This is a genomic window from Curtobacterium sp. MCBD17_021 (assembly GCF_003234525.1).
In the GTDB taxonomy this organism is placed as follows: domain Bacteria; phylum Actinomycetota; class Actinomycetes; order Actinomycetales; family Microbacteriaceae; genus Curtobacterium.
Map to the genome: position 1 here is coordinate 82,303 of NZ_QKTS01000004.1, position 26,119 is coordinate 108,421.

At 71.2% G+C, this 26,119-nt stretch carries 25 protein-coding genes; 11 read left to right on the forward strand and 14 right to left on the reverse strand.

Annotation, left to right across the window (positions count from 1 at the left end; genetic code table 11):
• Window positions 1-68 precede the first annotated feature (68 nt).
• Window positions 69-2,165 carry a transketolase gene (tkt, locus tag DEI83_RS05385; RefSeq protein ID WP_111080759.1) on the reverse strand — a complete coding sequence of 699 codons (2,097 nt, stop codon included), beginning with the start codon at window positions 2,163-2,165 and terminating at the stop codon, window positions 69-71.
• Window positions 2,166-2,627: 462 nt separating this feature from the next.
• On the opposite strand from tkt, the gene DEI83_RS05390 reads away from it, so the two are divergent.
• On the forward strand, window positions 2,628-3,557 hold the full coding sequence (locus DEI83_RS05390; protein ID WP_181431078.1) for a heme o synthase: 930 nt from the start codon (window positions 2,628-2,630) through the stop codon (window positions 3,555-3,557).
• Window positions 3,558-3,990: 433 nt separating this feature from the next.
• On the opposite strand, the gene DEI83_RS05395 is transcribed toward DEI83_RS05390, so the two are convergent.
• Entirely contained in the window at window positions 3,991-4,956 is a 966-nt protein-coding gene (locus DEI83_RS05395) for a heme A synthase (protein ID WP_111080761.1), read from the reverse strand.
• 249 nt (window positions 4,957-5,205) lie between these two features.
• Between DEI83_RS05395 and sufB the strand changes: the two genes are divergently transcribed.
• The 5 genes from sufB to DEI83_RS05420 are packed head-to-tail and all read left to right on the forward strand — an operon-like array spanning window position 5,206 to window position 9,405.
• Complete coding sequence (gene sufB, locus DEI83_RS05400; protein ID WP_111080762.1) at window positions 5,206-6,624, forward strand: Fe-S cluster assembly protein SufB; 1,419 nt, start codon at window positions 5,206-5,208, stop codon at window positions 6,622-6,624.
• Window positions 6,625-7,917, forward strand: a complete 1,293-nt coding sequence (sufD, locus tag DEI83_RS05405) for a Fe-S cluster assembly protein SufD (RefSeq protein ID WP_111080763.1) — start codon at window positions 6,625-6,627, stop codon at window positions 7,915-7,917.
• The gene (locus DEI83_RS05410) at window positions 7,917-8,243 is read left to right on the forward strand and encodes a non-heme iron oxygenase ferredoxin subunit (protein ID WP_111080764.1); all 327 of its coding nucleotides are present in this window, start codon (window positions 7,917-7,919) and stop codon (window positions 8,241-8,243) included. The genes sufD and DEI83_RS05410 overlap by 1 nt, the downstream gene beginning before the upstream one ends.
• Before the next feature lie 56 nt (window positions 8,244-8,299).
• Window positions 8,300-9,073: a Fe-S cluster assembly ATPase SufC gene (sufC, locus tag DEI83_RS05415; RefSeq protein ID WP_111080765.1), complete on the forward strand. Its 774-nt coding sequence runs from the start codon at window positions 8,300-8,302 to the stop codon at window positions 9,071-9,073.
• A 2-nt stretch (window positions 9,074-9,075) separates the two neighbouring features.
• Window positions 9,076-9,405: a metal-sulfur cluster assembly factor gene (locus DEI83_RS05420; protein WP_110825214.1), complete on the forward strand. Its 330-nt coding sequence runs from the start codon at window positions 9,076-9,078 to the stop codon at window positions 9,403-9,405.
• A 202-nt stretch (window positions 9,406-9,607) separates the two neighbouring features.
• On the opposite strand, the gene DEI83_RS05425 is transcribed toward DEI83_RS05420, so the two are convergent.
• Entirely contained in the window at window positions 9,608-10,207 is a 600-nt protein-coding gene (locus DEI83_RS05425) for a biotin transporter BioY (protein WP_111080766.1), read from the reverse strand.
• 114 nt (window positions 10,208-10,321) lie between these two features.
• Between DEI83_RS05425 and DEI83_RS05430 the strand changes: the two genes are divergently transcribed.
• Window positions 10,322-11,920, forward strand: coding sequence for an ABC-F family ATP-binding cassette domain-containing protein (locus DEI83_RS05430; RefSeq protein WP_111080767.1), 1,599 nt, complete (start codon window positions 10,322-10,324; stop codon window positions 11,918-11,920).
• Window positions 11,921-12,014: 94 nt separating this feature from the next.
• Here DEI83_RS05430 and DEI83_RS05435 read toward each other — a convergent pair whose 3' ends face one another.
• Genes DEI83_RS05435 through DEI83_RS05445 form a run of 3 tightly spaced genes read right to left on the reverse strand, consistent with a single transcriptional unit; the run spans window position 12,015 to window position 13,764 of the window.
• Window positions 12,015-12,986 carry an SURF1 family protein gene (locus DEI83_RS05435; protein WP_111080768.1) on the reverse strand — a complete coding sequence of 324 codons (972 nt, stop codon included), beginning with the start codon at window positions 12,984-12,986 and terminating at the stop codon, window positions 12,015-12,017.
• Window positions 12,983-13,258, reverse strand: a complete 276-nt coding sequence (locus DEI83_RS05440) for a hypothetical protein (RefSeq protein WP_111080769.1) — start codon at window positions 13,256-13,258, stop codon at window positions 12,983-12,985. The genes DEI83_RS05435 and DEI83_RS05440 overlap by 4 nt, the downstream gene beginning before the upstream one ends.
• On the reverse strand, window positions 13,258-13,764 hold the full coding sequence (locus DEI83_RS05445) for a DUF3099 domain-containing protein (RefSeq protein ID WP_181431079.1): 507 nt from the start codon (window positions 13,762-13,764) through the stop codon (window positions 13,258-13,260). Before DEI83_RS05445 ends, DEI83_RS05440 begins: the two co-directional genes overlap by 1 nt.
• A gap of 164 nt (window positions 13,765-13,928) precedes the next feature.
• On the opposite strand from DEI83_RS05445, the gene fabG reads away from it, so the two are divergent.
• Entirely contained in the window at window positions 13,929-14,642 is a 714-nt protein-coding gene (gene fabG, locus DEI83_RS05450) for a 3-oxoacyl-ACP reductase FabG (RefSeq protein ID WP_111080771.1), read from the forward strand.
• A gap of 30 nt (window positions 14,643-14,672) precedes the next feature.
• On the opposite strand, the gene serB is transcribed toward fabG, so the two are convergent.
• Complete coding sequence (serB, locus tag DEI83_RS05455; protein WP_111080772.1) at window positions 14,673-15,311, reverse strand: phosphoserine phosphatase SerB; 639 nt, start codon at window positions 15,309-15,311, stop codon at window positions 14,673-14,675.
• Window positions 15,312-15,518: 207 nt separating this feature from the next.
• Window positions 15,519-16,760 carry a glucose-1-phosphate adenylyltransferase gene (gene glgC / locus DEI83_RS05460; protein WP_111080773.1) on the reverse strand — a complete coding sequence of 414 codons (1,242 nt, stop codon included), beginning with the start codon at window positions 16,758-16,760 and terminating at the stop codon, window positions 15,519-15,521.
• Window positions 16,761-16,807: 47 nt separating this feature from the next.
• On the opposite strand from glgC, the gene glgA reads away from it, so the two are divergent.
• From glgA to DEI83_RS05475, 3 genes are all read left to right on the forward strand, one after another.
• Window positions 16,808-18,004, forward strand: a complete 1,197-nt coding sequence (glgA, locus tag DEI83_RS05465; protein WP_111080774.1) for a glycogen synthase — start codon at window positions 16,808-16,810, stop codon at window positions 18,002-18,004.
• A 133-nt stretch (window positions 18,005-18,137) separates the two neighbouring features.
• Window positions 18,138-18,920 carry an ABC transporter ATP-binding protein gene (locus DEI83_RS05470; protein WP_111080775.1) on the forward strand — a complete coding sequence of 261 codons (783 nt, stop codon included), beginning with the start codon at window positions 18,138-18,140 and terminating at the stop codon, window positions 18,918-18,920.
• A 110-nt stretch (window positions 18,921-19,030) separates the two neighbouring features.
• Entirely contained in the window at window positions 19,031-19,279 is a 249-nt protein-coding gene (locus DEI83_RS05475; protein WP_017887280.1) for a type B 50S ribosomal protein L31, read from the forward strand.
• A gap of 161 nt (window positions 19,280-19,440) precedes the next feature.
• Here DEI83_RS05475 and DEI83_RS05480 read toward each other — a convergent pair whose 3' ends face one another.
• Genes DEI83_RS05480 through DEI83_RS05505 form a run of 6 tightly spaced genes read right to left on the reverse strand, consistent with a single transcriptional unit; the run spans window position 19,441 to window position 26,105 of the window.
• Window positions 19,441-20,262 (reverse strand): HAD family hydrolase, encoded by an 822-nt coding sequence (locus DEI83_RS05480; protein WP_111080776.1) that lies wholly within the window; start codon window positions 20,260-20,262, stop codon window positions 19,441-19,443.
• Window positions 20,259-22,919 (reverse strand): phosphoribosyltransferase domain-containing protein, encoded by a 2,661-nt coding sequence (locus DEI83_RS05485; protein WP_111080777.1) that lies wholly within the window; start codon window positions 22,917-22,919, stop codon window positions 20,259-20,261. The genes DEI83_RS05480 and DEI83_RS05485 overlap by 4 nt, the downstream gene beginning before the upstream one ends.
• Window positions 22,916-24,082 (reverse strand): HpcH/HpaI aldolase/citrate lyase family protein, encoded by a 1,167-nt coding sequence (locus DEI83_RS05490; RefSeq protein WP_111080778.1) that lies wholly within the window; start codon window positions 24,080-24,082, stop codon window positions 22,916-22,918. Before DEI83_RS05490 ends, DEI83_RS05485 begins: the two co-directional genes overlap by 4 nt.
• A 3-nt stretch (window positions 24,083-24,085) precedes the next feature.
• On the reverse strand, window positions 24,086-24,979 hold the full coding sequence (locus DEI83_RS05495; RefSeq protein ID WP_111080779.1) for a hypothetical protein: 894 nt from the start codon (window positions 24,977-24,979) through the stop codon (window positions 24,086-24,088).
• Entirely contained in the window at window positions 24,976-25,536 is a 561-nt protein-coding gene (locus DEI83_RS05500; protein ID WP_111080780.1) for a TerD family protein, read from the reverse strand. The genes DEI83_RS05495 and DEI83_RS05500 overlap by 4 nt, the downstream gene beginning before the upstream one ends.
• Window positions 25,533-26,105 carry a hypothetical protein gene (locus tag DEI83_RS05505; protein ID WP_111080781.1) on the reverse strand — a complete coding sequence of 191 codons (573 nt, stop codon included), beginning with the start codon at window positions 26,103-26,105 and terminating at the stop codon, window positions 25,533-25,535. Before DEI83_RS05505 ends, DEI83_RS05500 begins: the two co-directional genes overlap by 4 nt.
• Window positions 26,106-26,119: the final 14 nt, after the last annotated feature.

Genomic DNA, 26,119 nt, shown 5'->3' on the forward strand with positions numbered 1-26,119 from the left:
TGGCGGAGTCGCTGCGGGCCTCCCGTGCGGAAGGGCCGGGCCCGGATGTCCGGACCCGGCCCAGGGGGTCAGGATGCTGCTGCGATCGATTCCTTGGCGGCCGAGATCACGTGCTCGGTGGTGAAGCCGAACTCCTCGAACAGCTTCTGGTAGTCGGCCGAGGCACCGAAGTGCTCGATCGACACGCTGCGGCCGGCGTCCCCGACGATGTCGCGCCAGCTCATCGCGATGCCGGCCTCGACGGAGACGCGCGCCTTGACGGCCTTCGGCAGGACCGACTCGCGGTACGCCTCGTCCTGCTCGTGGAACCACTCGAGCGACGGAGCCGAGACGACGCGGGCGTTGATGCCCTCGCCCTTGAGCTGCTCACGCGCGTCGAGCGCGATCTGCACCTCGGACCCGGTGCCGATGAGGATGACGTCCGGCGTGCCGTTCGGGGCTTCGGCCAGGACGTAGGCGCCCTTGGCGACGTTCTTCGCGGAGGCGAGCGTCTCGCCGGAGGCGTCGCCCTCCCCACGCTCGAAGACCGGGAGGTTCTGGCGGCTCAGCGCGATGCCGGCCGGGCGGTCCTGGTGCTTGAGCATCTCGAGCCAGGCGTACGCGACCTCGTTGGCGTCCGCGGGGCGGACGACGTCGAGACCCGGGATCGCGCGGAGCGAGCTGATCTGCTCGATCGGCTGGTGCGTCGGGCCGTCCTCGCCGAGGGCGATGGAGTCGTGCGTCCAGACGTAGATCGCCGGCGCCTTCATGAGCGCGGCGAGACGGACCGCCGGACGCATGTAGTCGCTGAAGATGAGGAACGTGCCGCCGAAGGGACGGGTGTTCCCGTGCAGGACGATGCCGTTGAGGATCGAGCCCATGGCGTGCTCGCGGATGCCGAAGTGCAGGACGCGGCCGAACGGGTCGGTGGTCCAGGTCTTCGTCGTGGCCTCGGCCGGACCGAAGGACTTGCCGTCCTCGATCGTGGTGAGGTTCGACTCGGCGAGGTCGGCCGATCCACCCCAGAACTCGGGCATGAGCGGCGCGATGGCGTTGATGACCTTGCCGGAGGCGGCACGGGTCGAGACGGCCTTCTCGGAGGTGAAGACCGGCAGCGCGGCCTCGAGGCCCTCCGGGAGCTCCTTCGCCTGGACGCGGTCGAACAGCGCCTTCTTGTCGGCGTTGGCAGCGGCCCACGCGTCGAACGACTTCTGCCACTCGGCGTGCTCGGCCTGGCCCTTGGCGATCGCGCCGCGGGTGTAGTCGAGGACCTCGGGGTCGACGTCGAAGGTCTTGTCGGGGTCGAAGCCGAGGACCTCCTTGAGGCCCTTCAGCTCGTCGGCACCGAGCGCGGAGCCGTGGATCTTGCCGGAGTTCTGCTTGGTCGGCGACGGCCAACCGATGATCGTCTTGAGGACGATGAGCGACGGCTTGTCGTGGACCTGCTTGGCGGCCTCGACGGCGGCGTGGAGCGCTTCGGCGTCCTCGCTGTACTCGCCGGTCTTCTTCCAGTCGACGACCTGGACGTGCCAGCCGAGCGCCTCGTAGCGCGCGTGGACGTCCTCGGAGAACGCGATGTCGGTGTCGTCCTCGATCGAGATCTGGTTCGAGTCGTAGAACGCGATGAGGTTGCCGAGCTGCTGGCGACCGGCGAGGCTCGCGGCCTCGTTGGTCACGCCCTCCTGCATGTCGCCGTCGCCGGCGATCACGTAGGTGTAGTGGTCGAACGGCGACTGGCCGGCCGGGGTCTCCGGGTCGAACAGGCCGCGCTCGAAGCGCTGCGCGTAGGCGAAGCCCACGGAGGACGCGAGGCCCTGGCCGAGCGGACCGGTGGTGATCTCGACGCCGTCGGTGTGGCCGTACTCCGGGTGCCCCGGGGTCTTCGAGCCCCACTTGCGCAGGTGCTGCAGGTCGTCGAGCTCGAGGCCGTAGCCGTGCAGGTAGAACTGCACGTACTGCAGGATCGAGGCGTGGCCCGCCGAGAGGATGAAGCGGTCGCGGCCGATCCACGTGGAGTCGCTCGGGTCGCGACGCATCACCTTCTGGAAGAGGAGGTGAGCCAGCGGCGCGAGGCTCATCGCGGTGCCGGGGTGACCGTTGCCGGCCGCCTCGACAGAGTCGGCGGCGAGGACGCGGGCCGTGTCGACGGCCTTCCGGTCGATGGCGTCCCAGGTGAATTCAGCCACTTGGATGTTGACCCTTCATTGATGCGACATGTGCGAGGGCTCGTGCCATCGCACGGACATGTTGCCGACCCGGGGCTCCGTCGCGGTGCCGTTGCCGGCAGCCGACCGGCTCGAACGCGGCCGACGTCATCGGGGCACGCTGCGGGAGGGCCTCTCCAGCATAGTGAACCGGCACTCAGAAGGTGTCCAGGCGACCGGCGGGGCTCGATGACGTTCCCGTGGTCGGACGACCTCCGGGCGTGTCCGACTCGGCCGTCGATCGGGGTCCCGACGGGGGAGCGGACGGGATGTCCGGATCGGGGTGGACAGCGGCGGGACATCGTCGTGGCGCCGTCCATCGCGTAAACTGCAGGAAGACCGCGACCATTCCGCGGACACGCATGCCCCGACGCCGACGGTGACGTCCACCCGAGTGTGCGAACTGCAGCGAAACAGACTGAGGTTCCCTTGCCGACTGCCACCGTGACCAGGCCAGACACCGTTCGTCGGTCGATGCTGTCCCGCAAGGTCCGGGCGTACGTCTCACTCACCAAGCCGCGCGTCATGGAGCTCCTGCTCGTGACGACGGCGCCCACGATGTTCCTGGCCGAACGCGGCGTGCCCGACCTGTGGCTCGTCTTCTGGACGATGCTCGGCGGCGCGATGTCCGCTGGTTCGGCGTCGGCCTTCAACTGCTACATCGACCGTGACATCGACCGCCTGATGAAGCGGACGAGCACCCGGCCGCTCGTGACCGGTGAGCTCTCCGACCGCGAGGCGCTGGTGTTCTCGTGGGTGCTCGGCATCGCGTCCACGGTCGTCCTCGTCGTCTTCGTGAACTGGCTCGCTGCGGCCCTCAGCATCGCCGCGATCCTCATCTACGTGTTCGTCTACACGCTCTGGCTCAAGCGCCGCACCCCGCAGAACATCGTCTGGGGCGGTTCGGCCGGGTGCATGCCCGTGCTCATCGGGTGGGCCGCCGTCACCGGGTCGCTGACCTGGGCGCCGGTGATCCTCTTCATGGTGATCTTCCTCTGGACGCCGCCGCACTACTGGCCGCTGTCGATGAAGTACCGCGACGACTACGACGCCGCCGACGTGCCGATGCTCGCCGTCGTCCGTGGTCGCACCGTGGTGGGTCTGCAGGTCGTGCTGTACGCCTGGGCCACCCTGGTGTGCTCGCTGCTCCTCGTCCCCGTCGCGAACATGGGACCGCTGTACACGGTCGTCGCGCTGGCCGCCGGCATCTGGTTCGTGGTCGAGTCACACCTGCTCTACAACCGGGCGATCCAGCACATGGAGCAGGTGCAGCCGATGCGCGTCTTCCGCAGCTCGATCACCTACCTGACGCTGCTCTTCATCGCGGTGGGCATCGACCCGTTGCTGCCGCAGGTGTTCACCTTCTCGATCTGACGCGTCTCGTCCGACGACGGGCCCGGTCTCTCCACGTGGAGACCGGGCCCGCCGTCGTCGTGGTGCCGCCTGCGGGGGACGCCCGTGCCGCGCTCCTTCCGCCGAGGACGCGGGGCGCCTCCGGACGGGAGGCGTGGGACGCGGTGCCGGGTCGAGCCTCCCGTCCGGCCGCGGTACCGCACCCGGCGGCCACCCGCGAGGTGACGCTTCAGCGTGGGACACGGAGCGGGCGCAACGAGACGCCCGAGGCGCAGATGGACCCGACGGGCTCGTGCGGACAGCCGTTCGTCCGCCGGAGCGACGGTGTCGGTCGACCAACGGTGGGTGGGCTGGTGCGGACGCCTGGGCGTCAGTCCGGAACGGCGGTGTCGACGGAGGCACCACCGACGGTCTCACGGGCGGCCGCCGGAGCGTTCCGACACGCCCGCTCGACTCAGGCGCGGACGGCGTCCCGACCCGCGCTGGAACGGGTCGACAGGACCACCGCGGTCATGGCCGCCACGAGGAGTCCGGCGAGCACCATGTGCGCGCCGACGAGGCCGACGGGCAGACCGGTCTTCGCCTGCGTGAGCCCGACGGCGATCTGGACGAACTCGACCACGAGCAGCAGGAGCACCGCGCGGCTCGACATCCGCAGCCGGACGGCGCTGACCACCAGGACGAGCGTGAGGGCGAAGGTGGCGTAGGCCGGGATCGCGTGCAGGTGCTGCAGGAGTTCCGTGTCGAAGCCCGTCCGGTGCAGGGCGCCGCCGTCCACGCGCTCGCTCGCGCCGGCGTGGGGCCCGCTGCCGGTGGTGAGGATGCCGACGAGCACGGTCAGTGCGACGGCGACCACGGTGCCCCGGACGACCCCGAGGTACCAGGGCGGGACGATCCGGTCGCGGAGACGGGGGCCGTTGACCGAGCGGACGACGAGTGCCGCGGTGACGCTCGTGAGCACGGCGGACACGACGAAGTGCAATCCCACGACGTACGGGTTGAGGTTCGTGATGACCGAGATGCCGCCGATGACGGCCTGTGCCGGGATCGCCGCACCCTGGGCGAAGGCGAGCCAGAACAGCTCGGGCCGGCTCCGACGCATGCGGACCACGGCCAGGAACATCGCGATCGCGACGATGACCAACACGAAGGTGAGCAGACGGTTGCCGAACTCGATCACCCCGTGGATGCCCATCTCCGGCGTCGACACCAGGGAATCGGTCGTGCACTTCGGCCACGTCGGGCAACCGAGCCCCGATGCCGTCAGCCGTACCAGGCCACCGGTGCCGATGAGCACGACCTCGACCACGAAGGACGCCCAGGCGAGGACGACGACACGGCGGTCGACGGCCCGCGGCAGGGACCACCAGCGGGTCGGGGTCCGGACGTCCTGCTCGACGGGAGGTGCGACGCGAGTCACGAGGGTGGTGCCTTCCTGTTGTTCCGGGCCCTGGACCTGTAGGATTCGAGGGTTCAGCAGCAGTCAAGTCTAGGCAGGCGCCGGCTCCGAATGGGCCGAGATCGCCGATCGATGCCGGCGCTGCGTGCAAGCATCGACGTTGCGAGGCAGCAACACCCGGTCCGCCGTGTCGGCGGCCCGCGGTGGAATGGTGTCCGACACCACCGGGTTGTACCGGAGACGCTGTTGCGAGAAGGAAACGAGGAGACCATGTCCGACGTGCTCATCGACCGTCCCGAGCTCGAAGGGCTCGGCCAGTACGAATTCGGCTGGGCCGACTCCGACGTGGCTGGCGCCTCCGCGCGCCGAGGCCTGTCGGAAGAAGTCGTCACCGACATCTCCGAGCGCAAGGGCGAACCGGAGTGGATGCGAGCGAACCGCCTCAAGGCGCTCAAGCTCTTCGACCGCAAGCCCATGCCGTCCTGGGGTGCCGACCTGTCGGACATCGACTTCGACAACATCAAGTACTTCGTGAAGTCGACGGAGCAGCAGGCGCAGTCGTGGGAGGACCTCCCCGAGGACATCCGCGCGACCTACGAGCGTCTGGGCATCCCGGAAGCCGAGCGTCAGCGCCTGGTCGCCGGCGTCGCCGCGCAGTACGAGTCCGAGGTCGTCTACCACCAGATCCGCGAGGACCTGGAGCAGCAGGGCGTCATCTTCATGGACACCGACACGGCGCTGCGCGAGCACCCGGAGCTGTTCGAGGAGTACTTCGGCACCGTGATCCCGGCCGGCGACAACAAGTTCGCCGCCCTCAACACCGCCGTGTGGTCCGGCGGCTCGTTCGTCTACGTCCCGAAGGGCGTGCACGTCGAGATCCCGCTCCAGGCCTACTTCCGCATCAACACCGAGAACATGGGCCAGTTCGAGCGCACGCTGATCATCGCGGACGAGGACTCGTACATCCACTACATCGAGGGCTGCACCGCCCCGATCTACAAGTCGGACTCCCTGCACTCGGCCGTCGTCGAGATCATCGTGAAGAAGAACGCCCGCGTCCGGTACACGACGATCCAGAACTGGTCGAACAACGTCTACAACCTCGTGACCAAGCGTGCGATCGCGCACGAGGGCGCGACGATGGAGTGGATCGACGGCAACATCGGGTCCAAGGTCACGATGAAGTACCCGTCCATCTACCTCGCCGGTGAGCACGCCAAGGGCGAGACCCTGTCCGTCGCCTTCGCCGGCCCGGGGCAGCACCAGGACGCCGGCGCGAAGATGATCCACATGGCGCCGTACACGACGTCCTCGATCGTCTCGAAGTCGATCGCACGCGGTGGTGGCCGCGCCGGCTACCGCGGCGAGGTCCGCGTGGACCCGGCGGCGCACCACTCGGCCAACACGGTCCGCTGCGACGCCCTGCTCGTCGACACCGTCTCGCGGAGCGACACCTACCCGGCGATCGACATCCGCGTCGACGACGTGCAGCTCGGCCACGAGGCCACCGTCTCCCGCGTCAGCGAGGAGCAGCTGTTCTACCTCATGTCCCGCGGCATGCCCGAGGACGAGGCCATGGCGATGATCGTGCGCGGGTTCATCGAGCCGATCGCCCGCGAACTCCCGATGGAGTACGCACTCGAACTCAACAAGCTCATCGAGATGAGCATGGAAGGATCCGTCGGCTAGATGTCCAGCACCACCCCTCCTCCCCACATCGACCAGCCGACGGAGCCCGCGAGCACGCTCACGTCGGGCGGTACGGACCAGCACGGCGCCCGGGCGCACTCCGACGGCGGCTGGGACACCAAGGTGCCGGTGCAGACGCGTTCCGAGCGGTTCCGCTCGGGTGACGTCGACGCCTTCCCCGCCGTCACCGGCCGAGAGGTCAACTGGAAGTTCGCGCCGCTCGACAAGATCCGGCCGCTCCTCGACAGCGCGTTGGACGGGTCGGCGTACCCCTTCCTCGCGACGCAGTCCGCCGGCGCCGACGTCGAGTGGGGTCGCAGCGACGACGCCCGCGTCGGTGGTGCCGGCCTGCCGGAGGACCGGGCGGCAGCTGCTGCCTGGAGCGCTCGGGACGCCGTCCTCGCGATCACCGTGAAGGCCACGGACGAGCACGAGTTCATCACCGTGACCCGGTCGGACTTCGGTACCCAGCCACGCGCCGCCCACACCGTGATCACGGCGGAACAGCACGCCGAGGGCATCGTCGTGATCGACAACCGCGGGTCGGCGCTCCTCAGCGAGAACCTCGAGGTCGTCGTGCAGGACGGTGCGCGTCTGACCGTCGTCACCGTGCAGGACTGGGACGACGACGCCGTGCACGTGTCCACCCACTTCGCCGAGGTCGGGCGTGACGCCTTCCTCAAGCACGTCGTGGTCTCGCTCGGCGGCGACGTCGTCCGCGTGAACCCGTCCACGCACCTCGGCGCACCGGGTGCCGACGCGGAGATGTACGGCGTGTACTTCGCTGACGCGGGGCAGTACATCGAGCAGCAGGTCTACGTCGACCACGACGCTCCGAACACCCGGAGCCGGGTCAACTACAAGGGCGCGCTGCAGGGCGACGGCGCGCACACCGTCTGGATCGGTGACGTCCTGATCGGGCGGACCGCTCCGGGGACGGACTCGTACGAGCAGAACCGCAACCTCGTGCTGACCGACGGCACCCGCGCGGACAGCATCCCGAACCTCGAGATCGAGACCGGCGACATCGAGGGTGCCGGGCACGCCAGTGCCACCGGTCGCTTCGACGACGAGCAGCTGTTCTACCTGCAGGCCCGCGGGATCCCCGAGGAAGAGGCCCGCCGCCTGGTCGTCCTGGGGTTCCTGGTCGAGGTCATCCAGAAGATCGGAGCCCCGGCGCTCGAGGAACGACTCATCGCGGCGGTCGAGCAGGAGCTCGCCGAGGGCCGGACGGTCCTGGCCGGGCCTGCAGCCGACCTCGTCGGTGTCGAGTCCACGGGGACCGACGCCTGATGGCCGAGAAGGTCTGTGCCGAGGCCGACATCGCGGTCGACAGCCCGATGCGTGTCGTCGTCGACGGCACCGCGGTCGCCATCGTGAAGGACTCGGCCGGCACGGTGCACGCGATCGGTGACACCTGCACCCACGGAGAGATCTCGCTGTCCGAGGGCTTCGTCGAGGACGACTCGTTGGAGTGCTGGGCGCACGGCTCGCAGTTCTCGCTGACGACGGGCAAGCCGAAGAACTTCCCGGCGTACGAGCCGGTCCCGGTCTTCCGGGTCGAGGTCCGCGACGGCGACGTCTACGTCGACGTGCACGACCCCGTCCCCGTCGACTGACCCGTCCACTTCTTCCGCGGCTGACGCCGCACCACAGCCACGACCGAAGGAACGCAATGTCCACTCTCGAAATCCGTGACCTGCAGGTCTCGATCGACACCGACCAGGGCACCAAGGAGATCCTCAAGGGCGTCGACCTGACGATCAACGAGGGCGAGATCCACGCGATCATGGGCCCGAACGGGTCCGGCAAGTCCACGCTCGCCTACACGATCGCCGGTCACCCGCGGTACCACGTGACCGGCGGTTCGATCACGCTCGACGGCGAGGACGTCCTCGCCATGAGCGTCGACGAGCGGGCGCGCGCGGGCATGTTCCTCGCCATGCAGTACCCGGTCGAGATCCCCGGCGTGACGGTGTCGAACTTCCTCCGGACGGCGAAGACGGCGATCGACGGTGAGGCGCCGGCGCTCCGCGGGTGGGTCAAGGACCTCCGGACGTCGATGGCGGACCTCAAGATGGACCCGTCGTTCGCAGAGCGCAACGTCAACGAGGGCTTCTCCGGCGGCGAGAAGAAGCGCCACGAGATCATGCAGCTCGAGCTCCTCAAGCCGAAGTTCGCCGTGCTCGACGAGACCGACTCCGGCCTCGACGTCGACGCGCTGAAGATCGTCTCCGAGGGCGTCAACCGCGCCAAGGCGGCCACCGGCCTCGGCGTGCTGCTGATCACGCACTACACGCGCATCCTCCGCTACATCACGCCCGACTTCGTGCACGTGTTCGTCGCGGGCAAGGTCGCCGAGCAGGGTGGGCCGGAGTTGGCCGAGCGCCTCGAGAACGAGGGCTACGACCGCTACGTGCAGGCCGCCGCTGCGGCCACGGCGGAGTGACGATGATCACCACACTCGCCCCCGAGAAGTTCGACGAGGTCGTCGAGGGCCTCAAGGAGGTCCAGGACCCGGAACTCGGCGTCAACATCGTCGACCTCGGGCTCATCTACGACCTGGCCTGGGACGACGAGGCGAGCGCGCTCATCATCAGCATGACACTGACGAGCGCCGGCTGCCCGTTGACCGACGTCATCGAGAACGACACCGCGAACGCCCTCGACGGCATCGTCGACGCGTTCCGCATCAACTGGGTCTGGATGCCACCATGGGGTCCGGAGCGGATCACCGACGACGGTCGCGAGATGATGCGGGCGCTCGGGTTCTCGATCTAGCCCACGCCACCACACGACGGACGGGAGGCCCGGTACCAGTGGGTACCGGGCCTCCCGTCCGTCGTCCCGCGGGCGCCTGCGTCACGTGGTCGGGGTCAGGCACGCCTGGCGCGCGTGGCGGTGGGGAGTGGCCACGGACGCCCAGCACGCACGAGGGCCCCGCAGCCTGTCGGTGCGGGGCCTTCGTGCGGAGCGTGCGGGGTCAGCGGCGGCCGACGGCCTTCCAGATCAGGGGCAGCACGCCCGCGGCGATGAGCGCCTTGGCGATGCCACCGACGATGAACGGGTACAGGCCCGCCGCCAGGACCGCCTGCAGGTCGTTCGGGAGGCCGAGCTGACCGAGCGCGACGGCGAGGTAGGGCAGCCCGGTCACGAACGGCACCGCGCTGGCGAGCGTGAACGCGACCACGGCGCGTCCCACCTTGCGGTCCCAGTTGCGGCGGGCGAGCCACCCGATGAGCCCCGCGGCGGGGATGAAGCCGATGACGTAGCCGAAGCTCGGCAGGGTGAGGGCCTGCAGGCCGCCCTGCGCGTCGGCGAAGAACGGGGCACCGGCGAGTCCGACGATCGCGTAGACGAGCATCGAGAGCACACCGCGGCGAGCTCCGAGGGTCGCGCCGACGAGGACGACGGCCAGGGTCTGACCGGTGACGGGGACCGGCCACATCGGGACCTCGACCTGCGCGAGCGCGGCGGTGAACAGCGCGCCTCCGGCGACGAGCGCGGCATCGGTGGCGAGGCCGTGCGTCCGCAGACGGTCGGCGAGGACTGCGCGGGGAGCGAACCCGGTGGCGTTCGTCATGGATTCTCCTAGAATGGACTGCTGGTCCGTTTCGGACCATCGGTCCCGTCAGCGTAGCGGTGCACCTCTCGCACACACCGTTGTGCACATCCACCAACTGATTGGACGACCTCTGTGCTTGCCGTGCACGACCTCGAGATCCGCGTCGGGGCTCGCCTCCTGATGGAGAACGTGTCCTTCCGCGTCGAGCGGGGTGACAAGATCGGCCTCGTCGGCCGGAACGGCGCCGGGAAGACCACCATGACCAAGGCACTGGCGGGGGAGAGCACTCCCACCGGTGGCAAGATCGACCGATCCGGCGAGATCGGCTACCTGCCGCAGGACCCGCGGTCCGGGAATCCCGAGGACACCGCTCGGAAGCGCATCCTCGACGCCCGCGGCCTCGGTGAACTGGTCGACGGCATCCGCAAGGCGACGCTCGACATGGCCAGCGAGGACCCGGTCGTCGCCGAGAAGGCGATGAAGCGGTACTCCCGCCTGGACGACGAGTTCAACGCGCTGGGGGGCTACGCGGCCGAGGCCGAGGCGGCGTCGATCGCCTCCAACCTCAAGCTGCCGGACCGGATCCTCGACCAGCAGCTGAAGACCCTGTCCGGTGGACAGCGCCGCCGCATCGAGCTCGCGCGCATCCTGTTCTCCGACGCGGACACGATGATCCTCGACGAGCCGACGAACCACCTCGACGCCGACTCGGTGGTGTGGCTCCGGGAGCACCTCAAGACCTACGCCGGCGGCGTCATCGTCATCTCCCACGACGTCGAACTCGTCGACGAGGTCGTGAACCGCGTGTTCTACCTCGACGCGAACCGTCAGACGATCGACATCTACAACATGGGCTGGAAGCTGTACCAGCGGCAGCGCGTCGCCGACGAGGAGCGCCGCCGCAAGGAACGCGCCAACGCCGAGAAGAAGGCCGCGACGCTGAAGGACCAGGCCGCGCGCTTCGGTGCGAAGGCGTCGAAGGCCGCGGCGGCGCACCAGATGGTCGCGCGAGCCGACAAGCTGCTCGCCGGCCTCGAGGACGAGCGCGTCGCCGACCGGGTCGCCAAGCTGCGCTTCCCGACGCCGGTCTCCTGCGGGCGCACCCCGCTCATGGCCGAGGGGCTGTCGAAGTCCTACGGGTCGCTCGAGATCTTCGCCGGCGTCGACCTGGCGATCGACCGCGGCTCGCGCGTCGTCATCCTCGGCTTCAACGGTGCCGGCAAGACGACGCTGCTCCGCATCCTCGCGGGCGCGGACCAGCCGGACACGGGCGAAGTGCAGCCCGGGCACGGCCTGCGCATCGGCTACTACGCCCAGGAGCACGAGAACATCGACGTCAACCGGACCGTCATCGAGAACATGGTGTCGGCGTCGACGGAGCTCAACGAGACCGAGGCCCGACGCGTCCTCGGGTCGTTCCTGTTCACCGGTGACGACGGCTACAAGAAGGCCGGGGTCCTCTCCGGTGGCGAGAAGACCCGCCTGTCACTGGCGATGATCGTCGTGTCCGGCGCGAACGTGCTCCTCCTCGACGAGCCGACGAACAACCTCGACCCGGCGTCGCGCGAGGAGATCCTCGGTGCGCTGGCCGGCTACGAGGGCGCCGTCGTCCTCGTCTCGCACGACGCGGGTGCCGTCGAGGCGCTCAACCCGGAGCGTGTCCTGCTGCTCCCGGACGGCACCGAGGACCACTGGAACAAGGAGTACGCGGAGCTCATCGAGCTCGCGTAGGCCGTCAGGCGGCGGACGGGAGGCCCGTGGCGACACCGCCACGGGCCTCCCGTCCGTTCGCTCCGTGGGGCGCTCCGTCAGCCTCGTCCGCCGATCAGCGCCGCGACTCGAGCAGTTCGTCCTCGACCTCGGCGTCGGACTTCGGCTTGGCGTCCTTGCGCCGCTGCCGGTCGAGGGCGCGCTCGCGTTCCTCGGGGTCGTCCTGGTTGAGGTTCCGGTACTCCTGCACCATCACGTAGGCGAGGAAGCCGAACCCGCCGACCGCGAAGAGGAACCACTGGATGAAGTAACTGAGGTGCAGGCCGGTGTCGGCGCTCGGCCGCTCCCAGCCCAGCGGTCGTGCCTCGGTCGGAGCGGGGGACTCGCTGTCGAGCTGGCCGTACGCGCCGGTCCAGATCGGATGCCCCGCCTTGTCGGCGACGTCGGCGAGGGTGACGGACTGCACCTGGTCGGAGTCCGCCGGGTCGCTGCGCCCGGGGATGCGCGGCTCGGACTCCTGCAGCCGGACCACGACGGTGACGGTGCCGCTCGGGGGAGCCGGGACACTGTCGGGGCTGTCCTGACGGTTGCCGGTCGGCACCCACCCCCGGTCGACGACGAACGCGCGGCCGTCAGCGGTGACGAGCGGTGTGAGGACCTCGAAGCCGGGCTGACCGTTGTGCACCCGGTTCCGGACGAGCAGCTGGTGGTCGGCGTCGTACCGGCCGGTGACGCTGACACGCAGCCACGTGAGGTCGTCGCTCCAGGTACCGGCACGGGGCAGGACGCCGTCGACCGGGACGGGGGCGTGGTCGTAGTTGGCGGCGATCTGGGCGTTCTGGCGGACGGCTTCGTTGCGACGGTCCCACTGCCACATGCCGAACAGCGCACACACGATCGCGAACGCGACGGCGATGGCGAAGTAGCCGAGCCATCGACGGCTCCGGACGAACCCCCAGCCGACGACCCGGTCGTCAGGGTGTCGTCCGACGGTGGTGTCGGAGTCGTCGTCGCGCGCAGCGGCCCGGCGGAGTCGCTCCGCGTGACGACGACCGTACCGGGAACCGGGGTCGAAGCCGTCCGTCATCGCCCCTCACCCGCGACGCGGGCGGCGGGGTCGTCGAGGGCTTCGACGTCCTCGTCGATGCCCGTGACGCGGACGGGGAAGGAGCGCGACCGGAGGTAGTCGGCGAGGAAACCGCAGTGCTCGTCGCAGGCAGCCCAGATCTTCACGCGGTCGGCGGCGTGGATGCGTGGATTGCGCCAGTTCACCCGCCACGCGGCCGTCGACCTGCACCCGGCACGTGAGCAGATCGGCGTCGCGCCGGGTTCGGTGAACAGGTCGAACGTCGCTCCCATCAGCGGCGGCTGCCGTTCCTGGTCGGCCAGACGCGGGAGCGGTCGCCGTTCCGCTGCCAGTCCTCCTGTGCCCGCTGCGCCTCGTCACGGAGACGCTCCTGCTCGGAGCGGTACGCCTGGGCCCTGGCTTCCTCCTGCTCGTCGCGGATCCGTGGGTCGACCGCGTCGTACAGCTCGATCGCCCCGCCGGGACGGACCACGTCTCCGCCGGTCCGGTTGCCGGCGTTCGCGAGCACGACCGCCACCCACGGCACGACGGCCGCGGCGAGGATCGGCACGACCGCGATCCAGGTGTGCCAGGCACTCCAGATGAGCACCGCGGCGACGAAGCAGACCACGCGGAAGGCCATCTGCCAGACGTAGCGGGAGAGGCGGTGCGCGCGGTCGATCTCGGGGTTGTCCGGGAGGGTCGTCACGTTCTGCGCGGCCATCGGACGCGCGGTGACGTGCTCCGGGGTCGCGCGCTGGAGCTGGATGCGCTGCGTGCTCTGCGTCTTGCGGTTCATGCGGTGGGGTCTCCGTCTGCCGGCCTCCAGTTTACGCCCGGGGTGCGACATCCGGGAGGCGCTGCGGGCACCGGCCGTTCGCCGGGAGCGCACCGGTAGGCTCGTGCGGGCGTGTCCGGGCCGACGTCCGGAGGTGCCAGCGACCACCAGCGAACGGAGCGACCATGACCACCCCCCGTACCGTCCTCATCACCGGCGGCAACCGCGGCATCGGCCACGCGTTGGCCGAGCGGTTCGTCGCAGCCGGTCACCGGGTGGCCGTGACGTCGCGCAGCGGTCAGGGCGGACCCGAGGGAGCACTCACGGTGCAGGCCGACATCACCGACACGGCCTCCGTCGACGCGGCGTTCTCGCAGGTGGAGGCCGCCCTCGGCCCGGTCGAGGTCCTCGTGGCGAACGCGGGCATCACGAACGACCAGCTCCTGCTCCGCATGTCGGAGGAGGACTTCACGAGCGTGGTGGACACCAACCTCACCGGCACGTTCCGCGTGGTGAAGCGCGCGACGAAGGGGATGATGAAGGCGAAGTTCGGCCGCATCGTCCTGATGTCGAGTGTCGTGGGCGCGTACGGGCAGGTCGGACAGGTGAACTACGCCTCGTCCAAGGCCGCACTGGTCGGCATGGCCCGCTCGATCACGCGGGAGCTCGGCTCGCGCGGCATCACGGCCAACGTCGTGGCGCCGGGCTTCATCCAGACTGACATGACGGCAGCGCTGTCCGACGAGCTGCAGGCGGAGTTCAAGAAGGCGATCCCGGCGGCACGGTACGGCAGCGTCGACGACGTCGCGGAGGCGACGCTGTTCCTGGCCGGGGACGGTGCCGGGTACATCTCGGGCGCGGTCATCCCGGTCGACGGCGGACTCGGTATGGGGCACTGACGCGCTGACAGCCGGTCGGCCGGCTGGCGGTCAGCCGCGCAGGCCGAGCGCCGCGAGCACGACGGACAGGTCGCGGTCGACGACGGCCAGGTCCGCCTGGGCGCGGACGAGGGGCTTCGCGTCGAACGCGACCGACAGTGCGGCGACGCCCATCATCCCCAGGTCGTTCGCACCGTCGCCCACCGCGACCGTGCGATCGGGCCCGACGCCGTCGTCGGCCGCCCACTCCTGGAGCGCCCCCGCCTTCGCTGCGGCGTCCACGACGTCGCCGAGCACCAGCCCGGTCAGGACGCCGTCCCGCACCTCGAGCCGGTTCGCCCGACAGTGGTCGAGCCCGAGGGTTGCGGCGAACGGGTCGAGCACCTCGTGGAACCCGCCCGAGACGACACCGACCGTACCGCCCGCGGCGTGCACGCCCCGGACGAGGGCATCGGCCCCCGCGGTGACCCGGACCGCCTGCTGCGCACGGGCGAACACCTCGACCGGGAGGCCCGCCAGCGTCGCCACCCGCTCGCGGAGGCTCGCCGCGAAGTCGATCTCACCGCGCATCGCCCGTTCGGTGACGGCCTGCACGCGCGCCCGGGTCCCGGCGGCGTCGGCGAGGAGTTCGATGACCTCGTCCTCGAGCAGGGTCGAGTCGGCATCGAGGACGACGAGGAAGCGCGGCACCCGACCACGGTAGCGGGAGGACGGGCCGTGTGACGCAGCGGGGCGGACACCGGGCGACGCTCGTGGCCGTGGCGCGAGCGGGGCCGACACCGAGCGGGCTGGATCGACACTGCTCGACCCGGACGCCCGGACGAACGACGTCCCCGCCGCCCGGACCGGGGCGACGGGGTCGTGTCCGCGGGGGGCCGGCAGCTCCGGCCTGACGGGTCAGGCCTCGACGCGCACGCCCTTGCCGACGACGGTGATGCCCGAGTCGGTGACGGTGAACCCACGGGCCTCGTCGGCTTCGCGGTCGAGTCCGACGGAGGCACCGGGTGCGAGGACGACGTCCTTGTCGAGGATCGCCCGGTTCACGATCGAGCCGGCACCGATGGTCGCGCGCTCGAACACGATCGAGTCGAGGACCTTCGCCTGCGAATCGATCGTGGCCCAGGGGCCGATGACACTGCGCTCGACCTGTGCGCCGGAGAGCAGACAGCCGAGCGACACGATGGAGTCGACCGTCGCGCCGGTGTTCCCGTTCGCGTCGCGCACGAACTTCGCCGGCGGCAGGTTCGTCTGCTGGTTGAAGATCGGCCAGTCCTGGTTGTACAGGTTGAAGACGGGCACCGGGGCGATGAGGTCCATGTGCGCGTCGAAGAACGAGTCGATCGTGCCCACGTCGCGCCAGTAGTACTTGTCGCGGTCGTTCGACCCCGGCACCTCGTTGCGCTGCAGGTCGTACACGCCGGCGTCGCCGCGCGCGACGAAGTCCGGGATGATGTCGCCGCCCATGTCGTGGTTCGACGTCTCGATCTGCCCGTCGCGGAGCACCGCGTCGACGAGGGCGTCGGCGTCGAAGACGTAGTTGCCCATCGAGGCGAGGACCTCGCCGGGTGAGTCCGGCAGGCCGGTGGCGTCCTTCGGCTTCTCGAGGAAGGCCTCGATGCGCGTCGGGTCGGCGTCGTCCACCTTGATGACGCCGAACTGGTCGGCCAGTTCGATGGGCTGCCGGATCGCGGCGACGGTGGCGCTGCGGCCCGAGGCGATGTGCGCCTCCACCATCTGGGAGAAGTCCATCCGGTACACGTGGTCAGCGCCGACCACGACGACGATGTCGGGTCGCTCGTCACGCATCAGGTTGAGGGACTGCAGGATCGCGTCGGCGGAACCGGCGAACCACCGCTTGCCGAGCCGCTGCTGCGCGGGGACCGAGGCGACGTAGGAGCCGAGCAGCCCTTCCATGCGCCAGGTCTGCGAGACGTGCCGGTCCAGCGAGTGCGACTTGTACTGCGTCAGGACGACGATCCGCTGGAGCCCGGAGTTGACCAGGTTCGACAGCGCGAAGTCCACGAGGCGGAAGTTCCCACCGAACGGCACGGCCGGCTTCGCACGGTCCGCGGTGAGCGGCATGAGTCGTTTGCCCTCGCCGCCGGCGAGGACGATGCCGAATACCTTCTTCGTTGCCATGTCGTTCACAGTAGGCGTCAGCACTGGGAAACCGTTACCGTGAACGCGTGCGAGTCGATCTACTGACCAGGGAGTATCCGCCAGAGGTGTACGGCGGAGCCGGTGTCCACGTTGCCCAGTTGACCGCGGCGCTGCGGTCGGGAACGGACACCGACGTCCGAGTCCGCGCGTTCGGCGGGTCCCGCGACGAGGAGGGCGTGTCGGCCTACCGCACGCCCGCGGGCCTCGAGCAGGCGAACGGGGCGCTGCAGGCGCTCGGCACCGACGTGCAGATCGCCGCCGACGTCGAGGGCGCGGACCTCGTGCACTCGCACACCTGGTACGCGAACTCCGCGGGCCGGTTGGCGCAGTTGACGCACGGCATCCCGCACGTCGTCACCGCGCACAGTCTGGAGCCGCTCCGCCCGTGGAAGGCCGAGCAGCTCGGCGGCGGGTACCGCCTGTCGAGCTGGATGGAGCGCGAGGCCTTCACGAACGCCGACGGCGTCGTCGCGGTGTCGAAGGCGATGCGCGCGGACATCCTCCGCTCGTACCCGTCGATCGACCCGGACCGCGTGAAGGTGGTCTACAACGGCATCGACATCGACGACTGGAAGCCCGAGCGCGACGACGACGCCGTCCGTGCGCTCGGCATCGACCCGGACCGTCCGAGCGTCGTCTTCGTCGGCCGCATCACCCGGCAGAAGGGACTGCCGTACCTGCTCCGCGCGGTGGCTTCGCTGCCCGAGGACGTCCAGGTTGTGCTCTGCGCCGGCGCGCCGGACACACCCGAGATCCTGGCCGAGGTGACCGGCCTCGTCGAGGACCTCCGGACCCGCCGGAACGGCGTGATCTGGATCGACCGGATGCTCGAGCACCGCGAGATCGTGCACGTGCTCTCGAGCGCGACGGTGTTCGTCTGCCCGTCGATCTACGAGCCGCTCGGCATCGTGAACCTCGAGGCCATGGCCTGCGGCATCCCCGTGGTCGGCACGAAGACCGGCGGGATCCCCGAGGTCGTCGCCGACGGCTTGACGGGTCGCATCGTGCCGATCGACCAGGCGACCGACGGCACCGGCACCCCGACGAACCCGGAGCAGTACGTGGCCGACCTCGCGGCGACCCTCAACGAGGTGCTCGACGACCTCGGGCTGGCGAAGCTCATGGGCCGCGCCGGCCGTCTGCGTGTCGAGAGCGAGTTCACCTGGGGCGCCATCGCCACGAAGACCCGCGCTGTCTACGACGAGGTCCTCGCCGGCCGCTGACGGCACACGGACGACGGTCTGGAGGCCCGGTGCCGGTCCACGCGACCGGCACCGGGCCTCCAGGCCGTCCCGGTCCTGCGCCTCGAGCGCGGCGCTGACGGGGGAGCGGACGCCCCTCGCGTAGGCTGAGGACATGCCCTCGGTCGTGCGCTTGTCAGACGTCTCCGTGGTCCGCAACGGGGCCACCATCCTCGACGGGATCTCGTGGGAGGTGCAGGACGACGAGCGCTGGGTGGTGCTCGGTGCCAACGGTGCCGGCAAGACCACGCTCCTGCAGGTCGCGGGCGCGCAGACCTTCCCGACCTCGGGTGAGGTCGAGGTGCTCGGCACCGGACTCGGCGGCGCGGACCTGTTCGATCTCCGACCGCGGATCGGCTTCGCGTCGACGGCCCTGGCCCGCCGGATCCCGGTGACCGAGAAGATCATCGACGTCGTGCTCACCGCCGCGTACTCGGTCACGGGACGCTGGAACGAGGAGTACGAGGAGCTCGACGTCCGCCGGGCGCAGCGCGTGCTCGAGGAGTGGGGTCTCGGCGCCTTCACCGACCGGACGTTCGGCGAGCTGAGCGACGGCGAGCAGAAGCGTGTGCAGATCGCCCGAGCCGTGATGACCGACCCCGAGGTGCTGTTCCTCGACGAGCCGGCCGCCTCGCTCGACCTCGGTGCCCGTGAGAGCCTCGTGCGCACCCTCGGCGGCTACGCGCAGAGCGAGGACTCGCCGGCGATCGTCATCGTCACCCACCACGTCGAGGAGATCCCCGCGGGCTTCACGCACGCCCTGGTCCTGTCCGACGGCCACGTGCAGGCGTCCGGCCCGATCGACGAGGTCCTGACCGCCGAGACCCTCACCACCGCCTTCGGCGTCGAGCTCACGGTGTCGAAGGACTCCGGGCGCTGGACCGCCCGCGCGGCCTGACACGCCCGAACCCGGCGCTCCCGATCCGTCCCGCCGTCTGGTAACGTGGACGGCTGGCGTCCGCCACCGACTTCCCATCTTCCGTCATCGCGATCCACCGAGGAATCCCCATGAAGACCGACACCCACCCCGAGTACCGCGCCATCGTCTTCCGTGACCTGGCTTCCGGTGAGACGTTCCTGACGCGTTCGACCGCGAACAGCGACAAGACCATCGAGCTCGACGGTGCGACCTACCCGGTCATCGACGTCGAGATCTCGTCCGCGTCGCACCCGTTCTACACGGGCAAGCAGCGCATCCTCGACTCGGCCGGTCGCGTCGAGAAGTTCAACCAGCGCTTCAAGGGCTTCAGCAAGTAAGCAGCCAGCGCGCTGACGAACGGGCGGTCCTCCTCCGGGAGGGCCGCCCGTTCGTCGTTCCGGACCGGCACGGTCGCCCGGGTCCGCTCCGGACCCCAACGGTCCGCGGCGGACGCGGTCGTCGTCCTCGGCATCGGGGGCGAGCCCGAGGCACCTGCTGCTCAGGCGCGTGCCGGCAGGTCCGCCACGGCCGCGGCTGCCAGGCCGATCAGCTCCTCGCCCGCCAGGACGCCCTGGGCCGCGGTGACGGTCAGGTTCGGTGCCGTCCACCCGACGGCGTGCAACTCGCCGTGCGCCGGCCGGATCGCGACGTCGGCCCAGGCGAGCATCTCCCGGTCGAGCAGGGAGTCCCCGGCAGCGACGGTCTTCGTCGCGCCGACCCGTTCAGCCACGGCCGCCAGGGCACGTTCCTTCCGGATCGGCATCGGGACCGCGTAGAGCTTCCGCCCCTGCACGGACACCCGCCACCCGAGGCCGGCGAGGTCCGCGGCGAACGACTCGACCGCCGCGGCCGGCAGCTCGGCGCGATCGACGATGGCGTACACGAACAGGTCCTCGGCCCGACGGGTGCGCAGGACCGCTCCGGCCGGGAGGTGCGAGGCCAGACGCTGTTCGACCTCCGGCAGCGGTGCCGAGGAGTCCGTGATCTCGTCGCGGAGCGTCTCGGTCCACGCGGCGTCCGGTTCGCCGTCGTGGAGCACGACGGCGCCGTTCGTGGTGACCGCCCATCCGGTCTCGGGCAGCGGGAGGTGGATCCGTCGGTACTGCGCGACGGTCCTGGTGGTGACGGGCACGACGACGGCGTGCGCGGCGAGGTCCGCCAGGGCACGTTCGGCGGTCCGGGTCATGAAGGACAGCGGCAGGCCCTGGTACACCTCGGTGACGACGAGGGAGGGGGCCTGCTCGTCCGGACCGTCGAGCATCAGCGCGGCCGCGGAGTAGACGACGGTCCGGTCGAGGTCGAACCCGACGAGGGCGCTCATGCTCCGGCCCCGGTCGTCGCGGCTGGCGCCGCGGTCGTCGGGGCAGCGGGCTCACTCACCCGACTCCCGAGCGGGTGGATGAGCCCGACGCAGCTGTAGGACAGGTCGGGCCGGACCACGACCGGCACCCCGCGCTCCCGGGCGAGGGCGACGACGTGCGCGATGTCGACGTCGTCCGGGTCCCGGACGAGCACCTGCCAGGGCACCCGGCGCAGCAGCACCCTCGTGGTCTCACCGACCCCCGGTTTGACGAGGTGCAGGTCCTCGATGCCGTACTCGGCGCCGATCGCCTCGACGGTCCGCATGCCGCGCCAGTCGACCGTGCGGGATGCAGGACCGCCGTCGGCGGCGACGGCGGCGTCGACCCGCGGCCGCACGGCGTCGAAGCGGGCCGCGATCGTCGCGACGAAGGACCGGGAGCGGTCCCGATCGGCGAGTTCGCGGTACTGCTTCGCGCCGTGCAGGGTCCCCTCGGGCGTCCAGGCGCGGTTGAACACCGTCCGGGAGACCAGGCCCGAGACGGTGGAGTTGAGGCAGGCCGACGGCACGAGGTAGTCGTCGCGCGTGCCGTGCAGCGGCGTGCAACCGGCCGGGTCGGCGAGGACGGCGAGCTCGTCGCCGAAGCGGACCCCGTCGGACGCCGCGAAGCGGTCGAGCGCGTCGGTGAGTTCGCGCGTGATGGCGCCCTTGCCGGTCCACCCGTCGACGAAGACGACCTGCGCCGGGTCGTGGTGTGCCGCGAGCCACCGGAGCGCGGTCTCGTCGATGCCGACCCCCCGGACGATGCTCGCCGTGTAGTGCTGGAGACGCACGCCGCGCTGGTCGGCGGCCCACCGGCGCATGAGGATGCCGACGGGGGTGCCGGCCCGGGCGAGCGAGACGAGGACGGCGCGCGGCCGGTCGCGCAGCACGAGGTCCGTGACGACGCCCACCGATTCGGCGATGCGGGTGGCGGATCGGGCGAGTGCGTCGCGGTAGAGCGCCTCGTACGCCTCGGACGGCACGTACTCGACCGGCAGCGACTCGGCGTAGTTCGCGCCCTCGAGTTGGATCGCGCGCTCCCGGTCGGCGGTGTCCGCCTCGAGGGCGGCGTCGGCGAGGTCCTGCAGCAACCAGGTGACGTCGTCCGGCTCGTACGACCCGAAGGACGGACCGATGAGCGGCCGCGGTTGCTGGGGGGCGTCGGCGCGCGCCGAGTCGGCGGCGTCGAGGGCACTCGACACGAGCACCACGTGCGGCGTCACGGCGGACAGGGCCGTGAGGAGCCCGTCGGCGCCCTCCAGGCGGGTCCGGTCGGTGCCGGGCTCCGGGACGACGACGATCGCGTCGAACCCCCGCACGTTGTACGCGTACCGCTCGCCCGGACCGTCCACGCTGTCGTCGTGTGACCGGTGGCGGACACCGGACCGGATCGGCCATGCGGGGTCGTCGAGCACGGCGACGGGGGAGCGCGTGCTCGTGGAGGACCGGACGTCGGCTCCGCTACGACGGCGGAGGGCGTCCGCCAGTGCGAGCGGCGTCGCCATGTGCTCCTCGGTGCCGAGGACGAGGACCCGGCTCGGTACGTCGCCGAGCACGGCCGCGAGGTCGGCGGCCGTGCCCTCGACGTCGGTGCGTGGCGTGCGGACCCGCGATGCGGGTGTGCCCCTCCGGTCCACGGCGGTCGGCGCTGCGGTCAGCACGGTGACCGCGTCCGGACGGGAGGTGCGCGCCGGGTCCGGAGCGGGCCTCCCGTCCGACACGACCCCGCCGGGCGCGGTGTCCGGACCGAGCGGGGTGGCCAGCGTGGCGACGACGTCCGCGGCGGTCTCGGTGAGGCCCGCCGGCAGCGTCACCCGGCCGCGGCCGAGCGCGACGACGTCCACCGGCGCGCCGAGCTCGACGGCGAGGGCTTCGGTCGCGGCGACGTCCGCGTCGGACCGGAGGTCGACGAGCGCGGCGACCACCCACCGCCGCTGCGGCGCGATCGCGTGGAGGGCGCGGATGGTGGCGCGCGCCGTCGCACCGGTGCTCAGCTCGTCGTCGACGAGCACGACCGTGCCGTCCGTCGGCAACCAGTCGTCGTGCGCCGGCAGCAGACGGTGGGCGGTGGCGTGGGAGTGCGCTTCGTCGAAGCCGGCGGCGGCGGTCGCACCGGCGAGTTCGTGCCGGGTGGAGTGCAGGGTCGCGGCGCCGAGCGTCTCGGCGACCATCGCGCCGAGGGCGGTCGCGGTCTCCGCGAACCCGAGCACGAGGGCGTCGGGGCGCGTCGGACGGGACGACGCCAGGTCCGTCCGGAGGGTCGTCGCGGCACGGTGCAGCGTGTCGTGCGCGTCGGCGTCCGGCCGGGTCACGTCGGCGCCGTTCTGCGCGTCGAGGACCGCGCGGAACCGTGCCGCTGCGGTGGCGTCGAAGCGCGCGCCGCCGTCGAGCACGTCGGCCACGCGGGCACCGAGCGCCTCCCCGGCCAGGAGCGCCACGGCCGGCACGGTGGGCACGTGCTTCGCGAGCACCGTCGACACGAGCAGGTGCGCCCGCTTCGGGTTGCGGCGGAGCGCGAGCCGCACGAGCGACGACAGCGGGACGGCGAGCTCGCCGTCGGCGTCGTCCACGAGCGCGACGCCGAGGTCGGCCGGGGTGGGCATCGTGGTCGTGGTCGTGGTCGTGGTCGTGGTCACGGGAGGCTCCGCTCGAGCAGGTCGACGTAGGTCACGTCCGGGGTGGCCACACCGAACGCCCGGGCGCGGAGCATGGTGCGCTCCGCCCAGGCGTGGTGCGGTTTCATCTCGTTCATCTTGTTGCCGTACCGGGAGGCGGCGACCCCGCCCGTCGCGTTCGCGAGCACGTCCGAGGCGTCCGAGAACTCCTCGTCGCTCACCACCGACATGGCGTGCACGAGCGGCACGTGGCGCGGGTGGATGACCGTCTTGCCGGTCAGGCCGTTCGCCCGGTCGAGGGTCACCTCGCGCAGCAGCCCGTCGAAGCCCTCCAGGAGCAGCTGGCGGCGGAGTGCCAGGTCCCCGGCCTCCTGGAACGGCGTCGTGCGGAGCTGCGTGCGGAACACCCGGTCGGAGTCCGGGTAGTGCTCCCACACCGGTCCGGAGACGACGAAGCCGTCCTGTGCGCGGCCGAGGACGTTCACCACGTCGCCGATCACGGACGCGAGCACCTGCACGTCGTACGCGGTCAGGTGCGACGGGCGCCGCAGGCCGTAGACGCTCGACAGGTCGGTCGCGCCGATGCGGACCGCGAGGACGTCGGCCCGCCGGTCGAGCAGCAGGTCGTGCACGTCGGCGAGGGCCTCGGTGCGCGACTCTCGGTGCATGATCGCGGGGGACTCCAGGATCGGCATGACGAGCAGCCGCCGGGCAGCGTCACGGCTGGCGTTCACCGCGTCGAGGACCTCGAACCAGCGGGCGCCGACACCGTCACCGTTCTCGAACTTCGGCAGGACGATCCCGCTCAGCACGTCGAGGGCGCGGTCGCCGAAGCGGTCGAGGAGCCGCGCGAAGTGGTCGGGGGTCCGGACGCGCAGGAACAACTGCGGCAGCGTCGACGGGTCGAGGTGCTCGGTCAGTGTCCGGAGCGCCGTCTCGACGTTCGCCTCGGCCCGGGGCAGGTCGTCGTCGGCGACGGAGTCCTCGAGGCACAGCACGATGGAGCCGGCACCGAGTTCCGTCTGACGGCGCACGTCGCGGACGAGGTCCGGCCGGATCCCCGGCGTGTAGAGCGTCGCGCCGAGGGCCACCGCTCGCAGGTCCTGGTCGCTGTCCCGCGAGACGTCCTCGGGTGGGCGGAGGAACAGCGGTTCCTGGTCGGTGGTGTTGGCGAAGTGGCGCACGGGTCAGACTCCGACGGTCGGGGCGGACAGGACGAACCCGAACGCGGCGAAGACGTCGCCGTCGTGGGACGCACGGGGGAACGGCTCGGCCCGGAGTTCGACCTCGCCGTCGACGACGGAGAGCGCGAGGACCACGGTGGTGTCGGCGTCGCCCGGGTCGACCGCGAGCGTCGTGCCGTCGTGCAGCGCGACGACGAGCCGCTCCGCACCGCGACCCATGACGAGGGCGCGCCGGAGGTCGCGGACGTGCCGGAGCGCGACGAGGACGTCACGATCGTCGTACCCGACGAGCGGGCGGTTGCCGGGGGTCGTCACCGACCGTCCGGCCGTGGCACCGTCGACGGTCCTCGCACCCACCACCCGGTCGACGGACTCCCAGGCCGCGCTCGTGGAGCCGGTGACGCGGAGTGCCCCGACCGCGGAGCGGCGGCGATCGAGGCGGACGACCGGCGTCTCGGCGTCGAGGACGCGGACGTCGCGTGGGTCCGGTGCGGGGAAGGGCCGGATCCGGGAGGCCCGGAGCGCCAGCCGACGGGCGACGCGGTCCGAGGGACCGGCACCGGCGACGGGCGCGGACCCGCTCCCGGTCCCGCCGCGGGGGGCCGGACCGTTCCCGGACGGAGGACCGGCGGTGGCCGTCGTGCCGATGCCGGACGGCGTGGCCGTCCCGGGGGAGGCGGCGGGGGCCGGTCGACCGAAGGACAGACTCAGCCCGCCGCCGCCCGTGCTCGCGCCACTGCTGCCCGTCGCACCGGTCCCCGTGACCCCGGTGCCCGCCGGGGCGCCCGTGGGCAGGGGGAGGACGGTCCTGGCGGGCGCGACCGACGTGGGGCGGGCCTCCTGGCCGGGCGGCGTGGGACGGACGCGACGGCGGAGGAACGGGTGCCCGGTCGTCATCGCGCGCGGCCGATGCCGTGGTCGGTGCGCAGTCCCGTCAGCCCGGTCGTGTAGCCCTGGCCGACGGCGCGGAACTTCCACTCGGCGCGGTGACGGTAGAGCTCGCCGAGGATGACCGCGTCGATGGTGTGGTTGCGCTCGGACGGCAGCGGGAACACGACGAGCTCCCGGCCGTCGGGGGCGCAGACCCGCACGGTCATCGAGCGGACCGAGCCGAGGTCCTTCGGCGATCGCGGATCCGGGTCGAGGTAGACCGCGAAGACGATCTTGTCGACCGCGTCCGGCACCGACGCGAGGTCGACGTCGATCTCCTCCTGGTCGGACTCGTCGAGGTACCGCACCGAGGCGTCGGCGCTCTCGAGCTGGTTGAAGAACACCAGGTCGTCATCGGAGAGCACGCGTCCGTCGGGACCGCAGACGATCGCGACCGGGACGAGCTCGGCGGACGGACCGCGGCTGGCGATCTGGTCCCAGGAGATCCCGACGACGACCGCCGTGAGGCCCGGGTTCTCCGCGGTGATCGCGGCGTTCGCTCCCGGGACGAGCCGACCCGTCACGAGCCCGCTCCGCGGAGGCGCAGGCCCTCGTCGCCCTCGCCGAGGCGGTCCCGCAGGAACCGCCCGTGCGAGGAGAGCTCGGCGATGGCGCCGCTCCTGATCTGTTCGTGCATGTCCTCCACCGTCTCCGCGACGACGTCGAGTTGGCCGGCGAGGGTCGCCGTGGCGGTGCTGTCCGCGGTCCGGTCCGACGCGGGGAGGGACCGGTAGGTGCGGACGGGCGTGGGCAGGTAGTCGTCGACGATCGCCTGGAAGAGGTACCGCTGCTCGGTCGATGCGCCGCGCGCGATCACCGTGCCGGCAGCCTCACGCAACAGGTCCTCGACGTGCCGGACCCGTGATGACACGACCGTCGGCAGCTCGGCACCGGCCGCTCGGACGTAGGCGCGGAGGTCGTCGAGCCCGGCTGCCGCAGCGGCGTCGTCCGCGGCCCCGCCGGACCCGCGCACGTCGATCCGCGCCGCCGCGGCGGCAGCGGCCGACGCCGGCGTCTCCGCGTCCGGATCGGTGACCCGGTGGTCCTGGTCGTCGTCGTCGCGGCCGAACAGCGCGCGCAGACGATCACGCACGGAAGCCGACCGCG